Annotated in this window: 13 protein-coding genes; 4 read left to right on the top strand and 9 right to left on the bottom strand. The window is 44.6% G+C overall.

Going from position 1 to position 18909, the window contains the following annotated elements; genetic code table 11:
- Positions 1-216: 216 nt before the first annotated feature.
- The 3 genes from AC5ELV_RS12085 to AC5ELV_RS12075 all read right to left on the bottom strand — a co-directional run bounded on the left by AC5ELV_RS12085 (position 217) and on the right by AC5ELV_RS12075 (position 4058).
- Entirely contained in the window at positions 217-657 is a 441-nt protein-coding gene (locus AC5ELV_RS12085) for a GNAT family N-acetyltransferase (protein WP_328800997.1), read from the bottom strand.
- Positions 658-850: 193 nt separating this feature from the next.
- Positions 851-2764: a stalk domain-containing protein gene (locus AC5ELV_RS12080; protein ID WP_493430376.1), complete on the bottom strand. Its 1914-nt coding sequence runs from the start codon at positions 2762-2764 to the stop codon at positions 851-853.
- A gap of 49 nt (positions 2765-2813) precedes the next feature.
- Positions 2814-4058, bottom strand: a complete 1245-nt coding sequence (locus AC5ELV_RS12075; RefSeq protein WP_493430375.1) for a S1C family serine protease — start codon at positions 4056-4058, stop codon at positions 2814-2816.
- Positions 4059-4417: 359 nt separating this feature from the next.
- On the opposite strand from AC5ELV_RS12075, the gene AC5ELV_RS12070 reads away from it, so the two are divergent.
- Positions 4418-6043: a nitrite/sulfite reductase gene (locus AC5ELV_RS12070; protein ID WP_493430374.1), complete on the top strand. Its 1626-nt coding sequence runs from the start codon at positions 4418-4420 to the stop codon at positions 6041-6043.
- A 112-nt stretch (positions 6044-6155) separates the two neighbouring features.
- Here AC5ELV_RS12070 and AC5ELV_RS12065 read toward each other — a convergent pair whose 3' ends face one another.
- The 3 genes from AC5ELV_RS12065 to uvrB all read right to left on the bottom strand — a co-directional run bounded on the left by AC5ELV_RS12065 (position 6156) and on the right by uvrB (position 12798).
- Positions 6156-7367, bottom strand: a complete 1212-nt coding sequence (locus AC5ELV_RS12065) for a hypothetical protein (RefSeq protein ID WP_493430373.1) — start codon at positions 7365-7367, stop codon at positions 6156-6158.
- 405 nt (positions 7368-7772) lie between these two features.
- Entirely contained in the window at positions 7773-10634 is a 2862-nt protein-coding gene (uvrA, locus tag AC5ELV_RS12060) for an excinuclease ABC subunit UvrA (RefSeq protein WP_493430372.1), read from the bottom strand.
- Between the two features lie 172 nt (positions 10635-10806).
- Positions 10807-12798: an excinuclease ABC subunit UvrB gene (gene uvrB, locus AC5ELV_RS12055; RefSeq protein WP_493430371.1), complete on the bottom strand. Its 1992-nt coding sequence runs from the start codon at positions 12796-12798 to the stop codon at positions 10807-10809.
- Positions 12799-13006: 208 nt separating this feature from the next.
- On the opposite strand from uvrB, the gene AC5ELV_RS12050 reads away from it, so the two are divergent.
- Entirely contained in the window at positions 13007-13834 is an 828-nt protein-coding gene (locus tag AC5ELV_RS12050; protein WP_493430370.1) for a flagellar motor protein, read from the top strand.
- Positions 13818-14633 (top strand): flagellar motor protein MotB, encoded by an 816-nt coding sequence (locus AC5ELV_RS12045; protein ID WP_013312222.1) that lies wholly within the window; start codon positions 13818-13820, stop codon positions 14631-14633. The genes AC5ELV_RS12050 and AC5ELV_RS12045 overlap by 17 nt, the downstream gene beginning before the upstream one ends.
- Positions 14634-14867: 234 nt before the next feature.
- Here the strand turns inward: AC5ELV_RS12045 and AC5ELV_RS12040 are convergent, their stop codons facing one another.
- Positions 14868-15095: a Spo0E family sporulation regulatory protein-aspartic acid phosphatase gene (locus tag AC5ELV_RS12040; protein WP_442435443.1), complete on the bottom strand. Its 228-nt coding sequence runs from the start codon at positions 15093-15095 to the stop codon at positions 14868-14870.
- Between the two features lie 261 nt (positions 15096-15356).
- Complete coding sequence (locus tag AC5ELV_RS12035; RefSeq protein ID WP_493430369.1) at positions 15357-16760, bottom strand: DNA-binding protein; 1404 nt, start codon at positions 16758-16760, stop codon at positions 15357-15359.
- A gap of 255 nt (positions 16761-17015) precedes the next feature.
- On the opposite strand from AC5ELV_RS12035, the gene AC5ELV_RS12030 reads away from it, so the two are divergent.
- Positions 17016-17396 carry a helix-turn-helix domain-containing protein gene (locus AC5ELV_RS12030; protein WP_493430368.1) on the top strand — a complete coding sequence of 127 codons (381 nt, stop codon included), beginning with the start codon at positions 17016-17018 and terminating at the stop codon, positions 17394-17396.
- Between the two features lie 88 nt (positions 17397-17484).
- On the opposite strand, the gene AC5ELV_RS12025 is transcribed toward AC5ELV_RS12030, so the two are convergent.
- Entirely contained in the window at positions 17485-18882 is a 1398-nt protein-coding gene (locus tag AC5ELV_RS12025; RefSeq protein WP_493430367.1) for a DNA-binding protein, read from the bottom strand.
- Positions 18883-18909: the final 27 nt, after the last annotated feature.

Genomic DNA, 18909 nt, shown 5'->3' with positions numbered 1-18909 from the left:
CTGAACCATCGGTCCCTTGCCTGAATCGCATCCAACTCAAAAAATCCGCATCACAAACATCTGCGGCAGAAATTATTCTTATCTTGTAACTAATCTAGTGTACCAGACTGCGACCTAAGCTTCTACACTTTCCAAGCGATTCCTTTAAAAAATAATACTAAAAACACCTCCAATCCCGTCAAGCGGTGCTTTGGAGGTGAGTCATCCTATCATTAACTAGGCAAACCTATACTTCGCAAGCATTTCTCCCCAGGGTGATATTCCCTTCTCCCTGAAGCCTGATTTACTATATAGCTTTCTAGCTAGTTCATTGTCTGGTTTATACCCAATCATGATAACATCCGTCCTATCACTGGCTTTCCTTATTTCGTCGATAACCAGCAACATCGCATTGTAGCCATAACCTTGACCTTGAAATCTTTCGTCAATCATAAATCGGTAAACCCAGTAATTTCCGTCATCCGGGTCTAAACCATACATTGTAAAACCAATTAATTCGTCATCATTATAAATTGCTTTAGATAAAAATCCATCTAAAAACTGACACTCCGCAATCGAAAAAAGGTTAGATACCATAAATCTTTTTTGCTCAGGTGTCGGTTTAAGTTCGGCACATGCTTCCCAATTATGTTTGTCGACTGCTTTTAGCGTAATCATTTTGGATTCCTCCTATACGGGGAAATCCGTATAGACTTCCCTAGTGCTTACTTCACTCATTATAAGATTGGTAGTCTTATGGCGGCGCCAGCGAAGCGGACCATTTGAATCCGAAGAAGCGTCAGCGATCGTAGGATCAAATGGCACGCATAGCGCTTCCCCCACAACCTCGCTAATCTTTTACCTACACCTTCTACTTCACAAAATTAAACGAATTCAACGTTGAATCCAGTGCGTTAGACTGTACAGCCGTGTTGTTCGCATCATTTAATGTCGTTGTCACAGTATACGTTTTTCCGTCACGTTCCAAAACCAGTTGGTGGCCTGTGTAGCCAATGCCTTCCTCTATACGATGGAATGTAAAGGACACTGCCGGAACACCAGCAAACGTTACGTCCTTAACTTCCTCAACTTTGAGGTTTTTGTAGTTCTTTGCTTGCTTATCATAGAAGTCCTTGAGCTGGGATACCGTTAGTTCAAATGACTGGTCGTTGTCGATTTTGACGGAAAAACGTCCTCCGGTAAACTGGTACTCTACATCACCCAATTCAAATTGATCGCTAATCGCGGTCCAATATCGTGGGATATTCACCGTATATTCATAGGCTTTTGACGTCTTTTTGACCGTTTTCGTTTTATCCGTCAAATAGTCGTCTTCTTCCAACTGTCCAAAGTTACTCGCTACGGTTTGAAAATCGATTTGAAGCGAGGAAATGAGCGCGTTGAACTGATCATTTCCTTTGCTTACTTTTTCAGGCACTGCGTATTCAGCCAAATAGCGGTATCCATTTTGCTGAATCAGCACATTGTACTCTTTGACCCATCCATCGCCAAAATTATAGCGGTACTCCTGTACTAACCCTTGAACGCCTGCAACCTCCAGCGGATACGTCTTCTGTGCTTCATAAGCCGTAGACACAAAAGAATCGCTCAGCCATTTTTGCAGTTGCTGGCCCCAGTTCTCCAATTTTCCATCCGCTGGAGCCGAGGTTATTTTCATGCGGAAGCTCGATCCATCATTACTTTCATATTGCATCCGTTGATCGTCCATTTTCCAGCCTGCGGGTATGCTGAGTGACACACCGTAGTCTGGATTCCCTGCCTCGCGTGTGCCTCCTACAACAGTAGACAAGTCTTTAATACTTTTATCCTGCGCATTAAAGGAGGTTTTGAAGGAATTTAGCAGTCCCGCATACTGGGCCAGATCTTTATAATTCGTTGCTTTAGCATCGGAAAAATAAACTACATACAATCGTCCGTTGTCATAGTACTGACGATTTTCCCACAATACGCCGTCCCCATCCTTCGTAATGACACGAGCATAAGGTACCTTCGCTTTCGGGAAGGATTTTCGATCGATCACAGTTTCTCCCGTTTCCTTGGCTGCCTGCACTAATTGTTGCAACAGATCGTCCGCATTCAGTGGAACCGGCTGTGACGCTGTGTGCACTTCCATATAGTAGGCACTGTTCTCATCCATAAAAGTGGAGATACTCTCATCTCCACCTCCCTGACCGATGACGAGCCCTGTTGGATAGTTCATGGACCAATCATAGTAACTGTTCCCGATCTGTGTCTTGCCCTCATCATTATCAATGTTCGGTGTCTCTTCAGCTACCGTGCCCGCCTCTTCTTGTGCTTCCATCCGAATAATGATGCCGGCACCGTTCTTCTCCAACTTACCGCCAAGCCCTTCTGCTACTTGACGCAGAGGCACCATGAGGATACCTGATGACATTTCCGGTGGAGCTGGAAGTGTTACCTTGTGACCTCTCACCCATGCTGTACGGCTACCGATGGTTAGCGACACAACATGAGTTCCGCTGGTGATTTTAACCACATTATCTTCAGCCAATCGAATTTTGCTGTTAAATGCCTTTTTAAACACACCCGCCGGAACCATCAATGCACCACTTTTGGAATAGGGCTTCGTAATATTGGCATTTTGGCCGTTCACGATGGCTGTATTGCTGCCGCTTTGCAACCGCAATTCCAGCATGGTTTTATCATGATCTGCTGCAACTGCTGGCAAAGCGGAAAGCAGAAGGGACAATGCGACAGCGCCGACCCCCAGCTTACGCATCATTTTTCTTTGAATATGCTTCACAGTAAATCTCCCTTTAGCTTTATTTTATAGATTCAAGAGCCGTTATTGTTCACTTTCCAGTAGTTGCCCCTTGAGCTGGCTCCGATGTTTCCTTAGGAAGCGCTATGCCGCCATCTTCAGCGGCTTCCGAACCGTTCGAATCTTCACCATCTTCTCCAGACTGAATGGACTCATAGATTTCACCATTATCCTGTGTCAGTACTAGCTTGCGCTTCACAATATCACCGTCCGACTGCATAAGTACACTCACCGTTTGACCCGGTTGATAGTTTTTAAGCAGCTCATTGACGTCAATGGCTGAAGCTACACGCTTACCGTTAATACTATACAGCTCATCGCCTTCCTTGATTTTGGCCTGAACGGCATTGGCTGAAGTAATTTTCGTAACTTTCAAAGGATCCTCAGTAGGTAATCCGACGATAGCTGACCAGCTCTCTTCCAGACCCAGGCCAAGACTGGCGCGCCGAACCTCTCCGTATTTGAAAAATTGGCCGATGACATATTTCACCGTATCCGACGGAATCGAAAAACCCATATTTTCAATGCCGACCGCCGAGAATTTCATCGTATTAATCCCGATGACCTCACCCTTAAGATTGACCAGCGGACCGCCGCTGTTACCAGGATTGATCGCGGTATCACTTTGGATCAAACGATAAGCAGCGTTGACACCACGGTTCAGCCCGCTAACAACACCTGAGGTTGCCGAATTGCGAAGTGAAAAGGATATAGGCGTACCAATAGCCACTACCTGCTCACCTACCTGTAGACTGTTCGTTGAAGCTGCCAAGGTGGCGGGTTTGAGGCCGCTTGCCTTGATTTTGACTAATGCCAAATCACTGATCGGATCGCTGTAGCTGTCGGTGATTCCGTAAGATTTTCCGTCCGAGGTTACGACCACGGCATCACCTAATCCTTCGATAACATGTGCATTCGTCACAATCCATCCATCTGTACGAATGATGACACCCGTGCCGTGAGCCAGATTGTAGCGATCTCCTCCCGCTACGGTCTCTCCCGTGGCTGAACGGCCAATGATACCGACCACAGAAGGAGATACATTTTTAACAACCTGTGGCACACGATCGGCCGATAACGTATATGTACCATTTGCGCTGTTATATGCGCCGCTGGTTCCTAATGCTTTATTCATATCGCTTACGTTAACATAGACCCCACCATTAATGACTTTGGCCTTTAACGCAGTTCCACTGCTGGCTGCACCTGCCGTTCCAGAAACACATAGAGCGCTGCCCAAAGCCAGAACAACTGCCCTTTTCCCCATCTTACGCATATACTCACCATTTCCTCTCTTACATGACCCTGTTCTATCAGTTAGTCCAAATCTACCATAGAGGGGACACGTATACAATCGCTTTAAGCCCTATCTTTTTCTAAAAGGCGCCGTTTGCTACATCCCTGTCCTCTCATGCTATTTATATTATAAATTTTCCAAATCCTTATATCAAAAAAATAAGCAAAAACGATAAATAATCGTTATACCGTTTAGGTCATTCCTTCGTTTACGGGCATAACCAACTATGATACCATCACATTATATCTTAGTTTTATTGTCGGAAATAAAGAATAAAATCATGAGTCCTCTATCCAAAACACTAAAGTATAAATAAGCACATGAAGGAGGTTAAAAGAATGGCCTACGAACCAATCTGGAACGCTCATCCCGATAAGCTTAACAAATTCGAGTTGGTCAAGCTGGAAAAGGACGGTCTCGACGTTATCCGTACCATTATCGAAAACTATGCCAACGAGGGCTATGACTCGATCTCTGCGGACGATATGGACCGTTTCAAATGGGCTGGGGTATATCAGCAAAAGCCCAAAGATGGTCATTTCATGATGCGAGTCCGCATCAACACAGGGATTATGACTTCAGCACAGGCACATGCATTGGCAGACATATCCGCGCTATACGGACGCGGTCTTGTGGATGTCACCACTCGCCAGGCGATTCAATTTCACTGGCTGACGGTCGAAAGCTTGCCTGATATTTTCGAAAGACTGGAAAAAGTCAACTTGTATTCCTTTGAAGCCTGTGGAGACTGCCCGCGTACCATTGTTGGTAATCCGCTGGCTGGCATCGATCCCAATGAATTGGTGGATACCCAAGAGATTGTAGATGAAGTAAACCGTTTTTTCTTATTGAATCGAGACTTCTCCAACCTGCCGCGCAAGTACAAAATGTCGATCTCCGGTAATACGTACAACAATGCACAGGCTGAAATTAACGACCTGTCCTTCACTCCGGCTACCAAGATCCTCGACGGAAAAGAAGTGATCGGCTTCCATGTGATGGTTGGTGGAGGTTTGTCCGCCAAGCCGCATATGGCACAGTCGCTGGATTTGTTTGTTCGCCCTGAGGAAGTGCTGAAGGTTGCTATTGCTGTCACCACCATTTTCCGTGATTATGGCTATCGGGAGAAGCGGCACCATGCCCGCTTGAAATTCCTCGTTGCCGATTGGGGCCCGGACAAATTTCTGGCTAAGCTCACCGAGTACATCGGTGAAATGCCCGGACGAGGCGAGGACAAAACGATTGGCTGGCAAGCCGCCTATTTTGACGGTGTGCATCCTCAAGCCCAAAAAGGCCTGAACTATGTCGGTCTGAACGTGCCTGTCGGTCGTCTTAGTGCTGACGAGTTGTATGAACTGGCCGACCTGGCTGACCGCTATGGCGATGGCCAGATTCGTACCACGATGTCGCAAAATATTTTGCTGAGCGGCGTGCCGAATGACCAAGTGGATGAACTACTGGAAGCTCCCGTGCTGCAACGCCTGACACCTCAGCCCAAGCATTTTATGAGTCGTACGGTATCGTGCACAGGAAATGAGTTTTGCAATCTGGCGATTGTGGAAACCAAAAAACGGGCGGTTGACGTTGCCGAGTATTTGGATCAGCACGTACAATTGGATGAAAAGGTGCGCATTCATTTTATCGGCTGTCCGAATTCCTGCGGTCAAAAGCATATTGCGGACATTGGTCTGCAAGGCTCGCTCATAAAGACACCGGAAGGCTTGGTCGACGCGTTCGACATCGCTGTCGGCGGAGCGCTTGGAGCAGGCGCCCAGTTCAACAAGGCGCTCAAAGGTCGCGTACGCGGGGATCAGGTTGGACCTGTACTGGCAGAGCTCATTCTGTTCTACAAAGAAAACAGGAGCGCTGGCGAAAGCTTTTACGCATATGTACAGCGTGTAGGTATTCCGACTTTCCAGGAAAAGCTGTCTTCTATTTTACAGTCCAGCCATGTTGCATCCTAAATATAGAGTCTATTAACAGCCTGCTTGTATCACATATACAAGCAGGCTGTTTCTTATCGTCATAGAGCCCGGCAATATCGTTTCCCTCACTTTCACAAAAAAAGACACCGGATTACTCCGGTATCAATATTTTCGCAAAATCGAGTACTGTAGGTTTATGAGCGCCTGTTGTAGATGTCACCACCGCGTAGCCTGAAGGTATCTTATATATCAATCCCGTATCATACCGGATGCCGAAGGAATTATCCTCCTTATAATGAGTCCTCGTTTCCCACACCTTCGTACCGTTTCCTTTCAAGCCTGTAATGGTGATACCATGCATCTTCGTGGTTTTACCCAATGGATCATATTGATCACTGAACTGGACATACAACTGCTCCTCAGGCAGATACACCCGGTCAGCCGCGTAGTCCTCTGTATTACTAAATAATTGCAGACCATTACTTAGCACCTGTGTACGCTTGCTGTTTCCTTTAAGCCCTGTTACAGCAATATGACCGCTCGGCAACTCACGTACCGCGGTAATTTCTTTACCTGATCCTAAGTCCAGATGGATGTCACGGATATCGCGACCATATACATCTGCTTGTACCCCAACGGGACCATCTGAGCTGTTCAAAAGCGCATAATATCCATTGTGATTGCCGACCAGCCAACCCGAGGTCACTCCGGCCGTCGTTCGATTCCATTGTATATCGCCAGTTTCAGTGTATTTGATTACAGTGAAGGACTGCTCCGCAAGGTTTAGATAGGAGACCAGGAAACTGCCATCCTCCAGCGGCTCCAAACCAACCTGAGAATCCTGCCTATGAGATATCAAGCCATCTGTGGGTAATGTTTTGGACCACAAGGCGTTTCCATCCTCGTCCAATCGTGAAACCTGCAAATCTCGTATTCCGTTCGGTTTTGTATAATCAATCAGAAACAGCAAGCCCCCATCCGACGTCTCCCGCTGGACTCCCCTGCTGCTTGTTCCAGGTTGTACGTTCAGGTCCTGCTGATGTTTCCATACAGCCTCCACAGAACTGTCCAGCTTGCCATATGTGACGTGTACTACACTTGCTTCTGTATCGTCCTCGACGTTCAGCGTTAAAAACCCACCATTCGCTGTGGGTTGAATGTAATTGTGAGCGTTTCCTAAATCCTTAATACTGCCAATGGCCGCACTTGTTTCGATTTCGGCTTGTTTGGGCACAAACGCCTCGGACACCTCGGAAGCATAGGACGGTGCAGCACTATATCCCATCAAGCATGCCGCCAAAGCAGCTCCTGCTGCCCATGTATACACACGTGTACGTAAAACTCTACTTTGCTTAACCTTCAAGCGTTCCAGCTCCCTTCATGACTTCCTCAGAGATGTTGTATGAACCTTAGATGTGATAAAACTAGAGACGGTTTCGCTTCAACTTGTAATGGTGTCACGTGGGCACGGAACTTTGTATGATGCTATGACGATTTATATATTTACCTCTTCAAGTCCGAGCCTAAACATCCAAAACTCCAAAATTTAGAGACTACTCAGAGACTTTCTGTCGATGAATATACGTATAGATTTATTATTCCAGCGCTTGGTAAACTACGTGTCACATGCTTTAACGCAGGAATTTGATAAAAGTTTTCTTTTTTTACAAAAAAAATAAAACCCTGCCAAGGCGAAGGCATCAATACAGTAGTTCGTATTCTGCCTTCCTGCCTGTGCAGGGCTTTTAAAGCGTACGTTAAACGGTATCTATAGATCGACTGTCTGAAGCGCTTGGCTACGCTCTGTATCCCGTTCAAGGATCGGCTTTAAGTATCGACCTGTATAGGATTCTTCGACTTTCACGAGTTGCTCCGGTGTCCCGGTAGCCAAGATCGTTCCACCGCCACTTCCGCCTTCCGGTCCCAAATCAATCAGATAATCGGCTGTTTTAATCACATCCAGATTATGTTCAATGACCAGCACCGTCTCTCCTGAATCAACCAAACGATGCAGCACCGTCAATAATCGGTCAATATCGTGAACATGCAGACCGGTTGTCGGCTCGTCCAAAATATAAATGGTTTTACCTGTGCTGCGACGATACAATTCAGAGGCCAGCTTCACACGCTGTGCTTCACCGCCAGACAAAGTAGTCGCAGGCTGACCCAGCTTGATATATCCCAAACCTACATCCATCAGCGTCTGAATCTTGCGATGAATCTTCGGAATATTTTCAAAAAACTCCGTCGCATCCTCTACCGTCATCTCCAGCACATTGGCAATACTTTTGCCTTTGTATTTAACCTCCAGGGTCTCCCGGTTATAACGCTTGCCTTTGCACACTTCGCATGGAACGTACACATCCGGCAGAAAATGCATCTCAATCTTGATAATACCGTCGCCTCTACATGCTTCACAACGGCCTCCCTTAACGTTAAAGCTAAAGCGGCCTTTCTTGTAGCCTCGTACTTTGGCCTCGTTCGTCTGCGAGAATAAGTCACGAATATCATCAAATACACCAGTATACGTTGCAGGATTGGAACGAGGTGTACGGCCAATTGGCGATTGATCGATCTCAACAACCTTTTCGATATGTTCTAGCCCGCGAATTTCTTTATGCTGCCCTGGACGTACTCTCGCCCGGTTCAGATCACGCGCCAACGTTTTGTACAAAATTTCGTTGACCAACGTCGATTTTCCAGAGCCGGATACACCAGTAACAGCTGAGAAAACACCCAACGGAATTTTGACATTCACATTTTTGAGATTGTTCTCCTTGGCTCCGCGAATCTCCAGCCACTTATCAGCAGGCTTGCGCCGCTCGGTATTGACCGGAATGAACTTGCGTCCGCTCAAATACTGCCCGGTTAAGGAATTCGGGTCTTCCATGACTTCCTGCGGGGTCCCCTGCGACATAATCATCCCACCATGGATTCCAGCTCCCGGCCCGATATCAATGATATAGTCCGCCGCCATCATCGTATCTTCGTCATGCTCCACCACGATCAAGGTATTGCCAAGATTCCGCATATGCTCCAAAGCACTAATCAGACGGTCATTATCTCGCTGATGCAGCCCGATACTAGGCTCGTCCAAAATATAAAGCACACCCATCAGACTGGACCCGATCTGTGTCGCCAGTCGGATACGCTGTGCCTCACCGCCTGACAATGTGCCTGCCGCACGGCTTAAAGTCAGGTATTCCAGACCAACGTTAACGAGGAATCCCAGTCGGCTGTTAATTTCTTTTAAAATGAGATTAGCAATCGACTTCTCCTTCTCACTCAGCTCCAGTGTATGGAAAAAGTTTGAGGCTTCACCGATAGACAAAGCTGTCACATAAGCAATATTACGCTCTTGAATGGTTACCGACAGGCTTTCTTTTTTCAGTCGGTGTCCCTTACAGGTGTTACATGGCTTTGCACTCATAAAGCCTTCAATAAATTCACGTATACCCTCAGAAGCCGTATCACGATAACGCCGCTCCAGATTTGGGATAATCCCCTCGAAGGTCACATAGGCTTCCTTACGTTGACCAAAATCATTCTCATAGCGGAAACGGATCTTCTGCTCACCCGTTCCATGTAAAATGAGGTTCATTTGTTCTGTCGTCAATTGACTAACAGGAATGTCCTGTGGAATACCGTAGTGCTCGCATACTGACTGTAAAAATTGAGGATAATAAGTGGAAGTTCCCCCACTCCATGCCTGAAACGCCCCATCCTCCACACTTTTTTCAGGATCGGGAATGAGCAAATCAGGGTCAACCACCATTTTAACTCCTAACCCATCACAATCCGGACATGCACCGAACGGACTATTGAAGGAAAACATTCTTGGAGACAGTTCATCAATGCTGAATCCACAAATAGGGCATGCAAAGTTGGAGCTGAACCGCAACTCCTCTTGCCCCATAATGTCTACAAGCAACTGCCCACCTGAAAGATTCAGTGCCGTCTCAATAGAGTCAGACAGACGCGCACGCACATCTTCCTTGACTACGATCCGGTCTACGACCACTTCAATCGAGTGCTTCTTGTTCTTTTCCAGCTCAATCTTCTCAGACAATTCACGCAGTTCGCCATTCACACGTACCCGCACAAAGCCCTGCTTGGCTATATCCGTGAACAGTGTTTTATGCTCACCTTTGCGGCCGGATACCAACGGAGCCAGAATTTGCAGTCTTGTCTTTTCAGGATACTGCAAAATGCGGTCTACCATCTGTTCAACGGTCTGTGAAGTGATTTCAATGCCATGCTCAGGACAGTGAGGATGACCCACCCGGGCAAACAACAACCGCAGGTAGTCATAGATTTCGGTAACCGTTCCGACGGTAGAACGCGGATTCCGACTTGTCGTTTTTTGATCAATGGAAATGGCAGGAGACAGACCGTCAATCGAATCAACGTCTGGTTTCTCCATTTGCCCGAGGAATTGACGAGCATACGCAGATAAAGATTCCACATACCGTCGCTGTCCTTCCGCATAGATCGTATCGAAAGCCAGTGACGATTTACCTGAGCCACTAAGCCCTGTCAGGACGACAAATTTGTCCCGTGGAATCGTCACGTCAATATTTTTGAGATTATGCGCGCGTGCGCCTTTGATGATGATGCTTTCATTCGCCAAATGTTTCATCTCCTTAACCGTAGTTCACGTCATGCTATATCGCATTGGATTATCCCATGGAAGTGATATATCGCAAAGAGAACGACCGCATAGGCCGCCCTCACTATTTTTAAAAGCAAAGCAATCAAACTTTTTATTTTCATATGTTTTGCTTCTAGCTTATTCTCAATGTTTAATCAGCCCGCAACTCCAGCAAAGCATCACGCAGCTCGGCTGCCCGCTCGAACTGTAGGTTCTTGGCGGCGTCTTTCATCTCTGCTTCCAGACGCTGAATGAGTGATTGACGCTCCTTCTTGGAAAGTTTACCCGTCTCATTAGGAAGGTAATCATTCTTAGACTCTGCCACCTTGGTTGCTTCAATAACATCACGAATCTTTTTACGAATCGTTTGCGGGGTAATCCCATGTTCTTCATTATACTGAATTTGGATCGCACGACGACGTTCCGTTTCCTTTATCGCTTTATCCATAGAATCGGTAATCTTATCGCCGTACATAATAACACGACCGTCACTGTTCCGTGCTGCCCGTCCGATCGTCTGTATCAGAGAGCGCTCAGAACGCAGGAAGCCTTCTTTGTCCGCATCCAAAATCGCGACCAGCGATACTTCCGGCAAATCAAGGCCTTCCCGCAACAAGTTGATCCCGATTAGCACGTCGAAGGTCCCTAGACGAAGATCCCGCAAAATAGCCATCCGCTCCAACGTCTTAATCTCGGAGTGCATATACCGAACCTTGATGCCTACTTCTTTTAAATAGTCAGTCAAATCTTCAGACATCTTCTTCGTAAGTGTGGTCACCAGCACCCGTTCTTCACGTTCTATGCGAAGCCGTATTTCATTAATAAGATCGTCAATCTGCCCCTTGCTCGGACGCACCTCAATAATTGGATCAAGAAGCCCGGTAGGACGAATAATCTGCTGTACCATCGTTTCGCATTTCTCCATCTCATAGGGTCCTGGAGTAGCCGATACATAGACGATCTGACTTACCTTGTCCTCGAACTCTTCAAACTTCAACGGGCGATTATCCAATGCAGATGGCAGACGAAAACCATGTTCCACCAGTACATTCTTACGTGCTTGGTCACCGTTATACATGGCACGAATCTGTGGCAATGTAACATGGGACTCGTCGATGACGATCAGCATATCATCCGGAAAATAATCCATCAGCGTATATGGTGTTGCTCCTCGCTCGCGGAATGTCAGTGGACCTGAATAATTCTCGACGCCGGAACAAAAGCCAACCTCTTTCATCATCTCGATATCATAGCGGGTACGTTGCTCCAAACGTTGCGCCTCTAACAGCTTCCCTTGCTCCTTCAACTCTGCTAACCGCTCTTCAAGTTCACGTTCAATGTTGACCAATGCTACCTTCATCGTATCCTCATGAGTAACGAAGTGAGATGCCGGGAAAATGGCAATATGATCACGTTCACCGATCAATTCACCCGTAAGCACATTAATCTCGGTAATTCGTTCAATTTCATCCCCAAACAGTTCTACACGTATAGCGTGTTCCCCATGGGAAGCCGGGAATATCTCAACAACATCCCCCCGTACACGGAAAGTACCCCGCACGAAGTTGATATCGTTCCGCTGATATTGAATATCGACCAAGCGGGACAAAATCTGATTGCGGGGTTTCTCCATGCCGACTCTAAGCGAAAGCAGCAGGCTTGAATATTCTTTGGGGGAACCCAAACCATAAATACAGGAGACACTCGCTACAATAATAACGTCACGACGCTCAAACAGAGAGCTTGTCGCTGAGTGGCGAAGTTTATCAATCTCCTCATTGATGCTGGAATCCTTCTCAATATACGTATCGGAAGACGGGATGTATGCTTCCGGTTGATAATAATCATAGTAGCTGACAAAATAATCGACGGAGTTATTCGGAAAAAACTCTTTAAACTCACTCGCCAGTTGAGCAGCCAAAGTCTTATTATGTGCAATAACCAGCGTAGGCCGATTCAATTTGGCAATGGTCTGTGCGATGGTAAACGTCTTACCTGTTCCCGTAGCACCCAATAGCGTTTGATGCTTCTTTCCTTCTGCAATTCCCTCTACCAATTCAAAAATGGCCTGAGGCTGATCGCCTTGAGGTTGGAATTCCGACTGAATTTCAAAAGTCTTATCGCTAACAACGATATCACTCATTGCCCTGCATCACCCTTATCGTCTAAAATGGAAACATCATGATTTTACACCAGTCGAGCTTTAACGTCTTTATCTGTTACTCTATGTCGATATTTCCCGAGCAATGATACTTGGGAAATATGGTTGGATAAGAATGTTTGTTCCCGTATTATACCTCTTTCTTACCGTGGATGCAAACGATAAGTCTTGAATAGGAGTGAATTAAATTTTGGATATCACCATCGTATTGGGCATCATCGCAGGAATCATAGCATTAATCGGTGGCTTCTTATGGGAAGGTGGCGAATTTACAGGGCTGCTTCAAGGTACATCGGCTCTAATTGTATTTGGGGGAACTTTCGCCGCAGTTGTAATCAGCTACCCAGCTTCCAAGCTGAAGACGATCCCCACCGCTCTACGGATGGCATTTAGCCGTGAGGAGAATCCTACGAAGCAATATATAGAAGATTTGGTTTCCATGGCTGCCACCTCACGCCGATCCGGTGTGCTTGCGCTAGAGCGTACTTCATCAGAGCATCCGAATGCATTTTTGCGTGAAGGTCTTCAGTTGGTCATCGACGGCACCGAGCAGGAGCAGATCAAACAGATTTTAGAGCTTGAGTTAGATGCCATTGAACACAAACATGAAGGGTACGCCAAAATATTCGAATCCGCAGGCGGTTATGCCCCTACGATGGGGATTATCGGTACTGTCATGGGCCTGATCCATGTACTGGGCAGCCTGACCGAGCCTACTGCGCTTGGTCCGTCCATTGCTGTTGCTTTTATCGCAACACTATACGGCGTTGCTAGCGCCAACCTGATCTTCCTGCCCATCGCATCCAAAATAAGAGCAGTCAGTGAGAGTGAAATTATCACGATGGATTTGCTGCTGCAAGGAATTCTGGCTATCCAAAACGGAGAGAATCCAAAGCTTGTGCGCAAAAAGTTGGAGTTCTTTATCCGCTCAGAGCAAAATATAGATCGCAAACCGCCTCGTCGCTCACGCACAGAGGACGCTTCTCCAAAGGAGGACTTCCATGAGAGCGCGCGGTAAGCGCCGTGGGGGTCAAGGAGGCGGCGGAGACCATCGTGACCGCTGGATGATTACCTATGCCGATCTGATTACCCTGCTGCTCATATTTTTCGTTGTGATGTATGCCATGAGTAGTCTGGATGCTAAAAAATATGATGTCGTTGTTCAATCCCTCCAGGATACGTTCCACAAGGGAGATTCTATTTTGGAGCAAGGTTCGGGCATTACAGGTACTGCCGATCGTTACACCAGCAAGAATCCACCCACGACCAAGCAACCAGCAGCCGATAAAAAGGAAGCTGGATCGACAAAGCTAACCGAACGTGAACAAGCATTCCGCACGCAGGAAAAAGAGCTGCAAAATTTAATGGGTGTCATTCAAGAATATATTACGGACAACAAGCTGGAAAACCAGATTTTTGTGTCAGATCAGCCGCGTGGTATTGTCATTACGCTGAATGACCGCTTTTTATTCGATCAAGGTAGAGCTGCACTCAAACAAGGCTCTGCCAACACACTATCCAAGTTGGCCAGTCTGTTTCGAGATTTGAAAACACCGATTAGCATTGAGGGCCATACGGACAACATTCCTTTCACTCGTTCCTCGAACTCATCGACGTATAAGGACAACTGGGAGCTTTCCGGCGCACGGGCACTATCTGTACTCCGATTCTTTCTCGACAGAGAGCAACTTTCACCCTCAGGATTTCAGTATGCGGGTTATGCAGATACCCGGCCAGTTGGTGACAATAGCACCGAAGCTGGACGACAAAAAAACCGCCGTGTCGAAATCACCGTACTACGCCAACTTCAACAGTAAAACCCAAAAACCTCCTGAGTCACGCAATAACGTGAATCGGGAGGTTTTTTAGATACATATCTTCATGTTACATGGCTTCCCCTCTGATGTAGACGCAGAACAATAAACCGTACGAACAACGTGGATAAGAGCGGCGTACGAGATGCAATAGAGATTATTTTGTTTATTCTATATCCCACTATGTATTAGAAGCCCTGGTGAAGTTAGGTTTTATCTTGTCATGATACTTGAAAATCAATAAGATAGGACAAGCTCGTGTTGCTTCTCTTGTATTTGTGAACTTTGGGGTATGCTCTGTTGTCTACGATAGCTATATTTCCAGTCGCTGTACTTATTAAGGAGTCGATCCAACTCCATGGACTTAATTAACACCCGTCGATCCTTCAATCCCACCTCATTCGCCAAATCATTTAATTCCTTCCGCTTTTCTTCGATGCAGTCCTCCAATTGTTGCCATTTCACATCAATAAACCTCCTGTTCGGTGTGGTATTTACATTAGTTTACAAGCTGATACCTTCCCTACAGGTTAAAAATATAATAAAACCCAATTCATCCCTTTAACGGGATGAATCAAAAAAGCCAATTCAAATGAATTGGCTTCGAGAACAGTGATTCTGTTCTATGAATTATACACATCTATACAAATTCAACCCATGCCATGATTAAATAATATAATTCCATTAGAACTTCCTACACTGCTTGGATTATAGAAAGGGAATATACTAAAAAATAGAATACCTAAGGCTAGTACCACCAAATAACCTTTTTTCATAGATATTCACCTCCTTAATTATATTTTCGTATCTCTTTGTTTGTTCATAAGTAGCAAATTCTCTGTAAACCTCAAACAACGCAACACATTGTTTAAAGTCACTATCATTCCGACTAGTTAATGAAAGTGCAAGACAGTCCAGAACATAGTTTGTTCCTTTCTCCAAGCTATTACTTTTATACTCATAAATTGCCCTTTGGTATAAAAAACAACAATAATAGTTTCTATTCTTTACATCATCAAGAAACTTGAACTGATCAATCTCTGCTGAAAAACTTTCAAGTACATAATCTACCGAGAAGTTATATTTGTTAGCTGATTCCAAGATAGTTAAAAGACCAGATAATTTCTCTTCCGGATGTTGATTGAGAAAAGAAATATATTCTACTAAAACATCTCTTTTTCCTAAAAGCATATCAAGTGTATAAGAGTTTGCTTTTGCCCAAAGACTGAACATCTTTACATATTGCTCGCCTTCTGAGTTAAGTCCTTTGAACCAACTTAAATCCGCATAATATTTAATATAAGATTGTGCTTCCTCAAATTTCTCCATTTTTTGGAGAGCTGTAGATTTAGATAAATATCCGTATCCGTAATAAAAAACAAGATTTTTCTCTGTTTTAAATTCGTCCTTAACACGTCTTTTAGTATTATTATTTTCATATCGATTTAAATAAACAGTTTTGGCGAGAGTACACAACTCATCTCCATACTTCTCTACGCTGTCCCATTTATGTAGATAAAAATATATATTGATAATTTTTAAAAGCCCATCTAGCTGATAACTCTCTGGTAGGCGATTGCGATAAGGAATAAATCTCAGAACAGATTCCAAATTTTTCTCCAGATCTTGACCCACAGAAGCAACAAACAATTTATAATGGCTTATCGCCAATCTCTCAGAATGCTGATACTTTTCATTTTCAATGACACATTCATAGAATGGAATTGCCTCTTGCAGCTTCTCCCCTTCGTACAACTCCTCTGCCAAAGCAAAGATTGTTGGAATGTGGTTAAGATCTTCCATTAAGCGTGAGAGCACTTTCTCTACGCATCGCAGGTTTCCCACTTCAACACAACGAATTAGGAACGGCTTGACCCTTTTCCAATGTGGTCTTCCATCATAAAAACATTCATCCACATACAGGTCATACAACCAGCCCTCTGGATAATTAAACGCCTTGGTAATCAAGTCCATTTGTCTTACCGAGATAGGTTTAGGCGGATTGCCGTTAAGCATAGCACTAAATATGCCCCGGTTAAGCCCCGTAGCTTGTCCAAAACTATTAAAAGTGTAGCCACCAAGTTTTAGTTCTTTCTCAATTTCCGAACGGATCGTGGTTGCATTTTCCAATAAAAACACCCCCGGCGTATTCAGATGATTTTAAAAAATCACCCTCCTCGACAATCAATTACAATATACTAGAAATTATATGAATAAATTGGATGACGGTCAACCCCTTTTCTACACTGTTTTAATATATTTTGGAATTTGATGTTTATTAAATAGTTCTCACAAAGACTAAAAGGTACATAATTCAGGTAATTCAATTACCTCCACGCCTGATCTACCTTTGTCTACACTCATACTATAGGAGTGTGGAGGTCTATGGAAACGACGAAACTCATAGGAACGAAAATTCGCCAATTTCGAAAATTGCGTGATATTACACAAGAGCAACTGGCAGAAGCATCCGATTCAACAGGCTCCTATATAGGGAAGTTGGAACGTGGTGAGGTCAATGTGCAGATCAAAACTTTGGAGAAGATAGCCGAGGCACTGGACACAAACGTATTCGCATTTTTTGACTATAATCCATATGAAAAACTCAAAAGTCAACCCTGGATTTGGGAATGCGTTCATATCCTTTCCCAGCAGAATGAAGCGGGGCAAAATAAAGCTTATCGCATATTGAAGGAACTGTTCACCTCTTCACAAAGCGAGCTTTTGGAGAGTAACTCCGACACCCCTGATACACATGAGGAATAGTAAATTTCACTCGATTAACATGCACGAAAAATTAAAAGAGCTGTGTGTTCTTCTACTCTAGGTAGAGAAACATAGCCCTTTTTTTGCTCTAAGAGGTCATTTGCCTCATACTAATTTCCACTGCTTGTATCACTTTTTTATATTCTGTCCGTTGTTCTTCGGTCGAGTGATCCTTATACTTCTCAAACAATAGCGTGATGGACTTGATAAAGTAATTCTTATCGTTTAACTCTGAGGAGGCTTTTAAACTAATCAGCATACTGTCTATTGCCTCGGTATAGCTTCCTTTACTGAAATAGTATCGACTAAGCTCAAGAAAAAAACGAGAATATGTCAGCAGATCATTATTTGTATGATAATACGAAATATTTGTACGCAGCTCCCTAAATTCATTAATATTCTCAGCAAAAAGAACCAGAGTATCGTCTACTGAGTAACTGTAATGATTGGCCGATTCTATAATGGTCAATAGTCCAAGTAATATTTCCTGAGGATTATTTCTAATAAGTTCAACATAGGCAGGCAAACTAGCCGTATCCCCCATCAGAATTTCTAAATTCAAACGGTTTGCTATTCCCCATATTTCGAATTTCTGCGCCTCTATCATTCCAATCTCATCCAGACCTTCAAATCCAGTTAGATTTTCATAGTAAGGTATGAACTTCATAGCAGTTTCATATAGTCCTTGTTTTTCAAAGGAATTTCCCTGCATTAAATAGGCTTGACCATAATAAACGATTAGATGTCTTTCTGTATTTAAACGTGTAACTTCGCGTTTTTTCGCCCTCGCTTGAGCTTGATGCCAATAAATGCTTGTGACTAGTACCTCAAGTTCCTTCGCATAGTGTATAGCCGCCTCATAATCATAAAATTGGAAATATGCATTAGTCAATTTTAACAACGCGTCTAGTTGGTAATTCTCGGGAAGATTCCTCTGAAACGGTGCAAACTTTATAGTTGCTTGCCGATTATTATCCAAGTCAGTATTCAGAGAATAACAAAACAAACGATACTGGCAGATTGCCAACCGCTCCGAGTGGTAATATTTTTCGTTTTCAATTACACACTCATAAAAGGGGATAGATTCCTTTTTCTTACCTGCTTCGTGTAGTTCTTCTGCAAGCTCAAATATCGTCGACACATAGGACAAGTCCTCGGTCAGTCTCGACAATACCTTTTGAATACAGTCTTCCCTCCCTAACTCTACACAACGTAATAAAAAAGGCTTAATCCGTTTCCAGTGTCCTTTTCCCTCATAAAAGCATTCATCTATGTATAGCTCATACAGCCAGCCTTCGGGATATCCCAGTGCCTTGGTAATCAAGTCCATCTGCCGAACCGAGATCGGCTTGGGTGGGTTGCTGTTAAGCATGGTGCTAAATATACCACGGTTAATTCCAGATACTTTACTGAAGCTGCTAAATGTATAGCCTCTCTGCTTTAGTTCTGTCTCTATCTTCGAGCGGATCGTAGGTGTATATTTCATTCCAATCCCCCTCTTTTTACTTAAAAA

The organism is Paenibacillus sp. NMA1017 (assembly GCF_058895805.1).
Note: the sequence above shows the minus strand (reverse complement) of the source record. Positions and strands in the feature narration are given on the sequence as shown.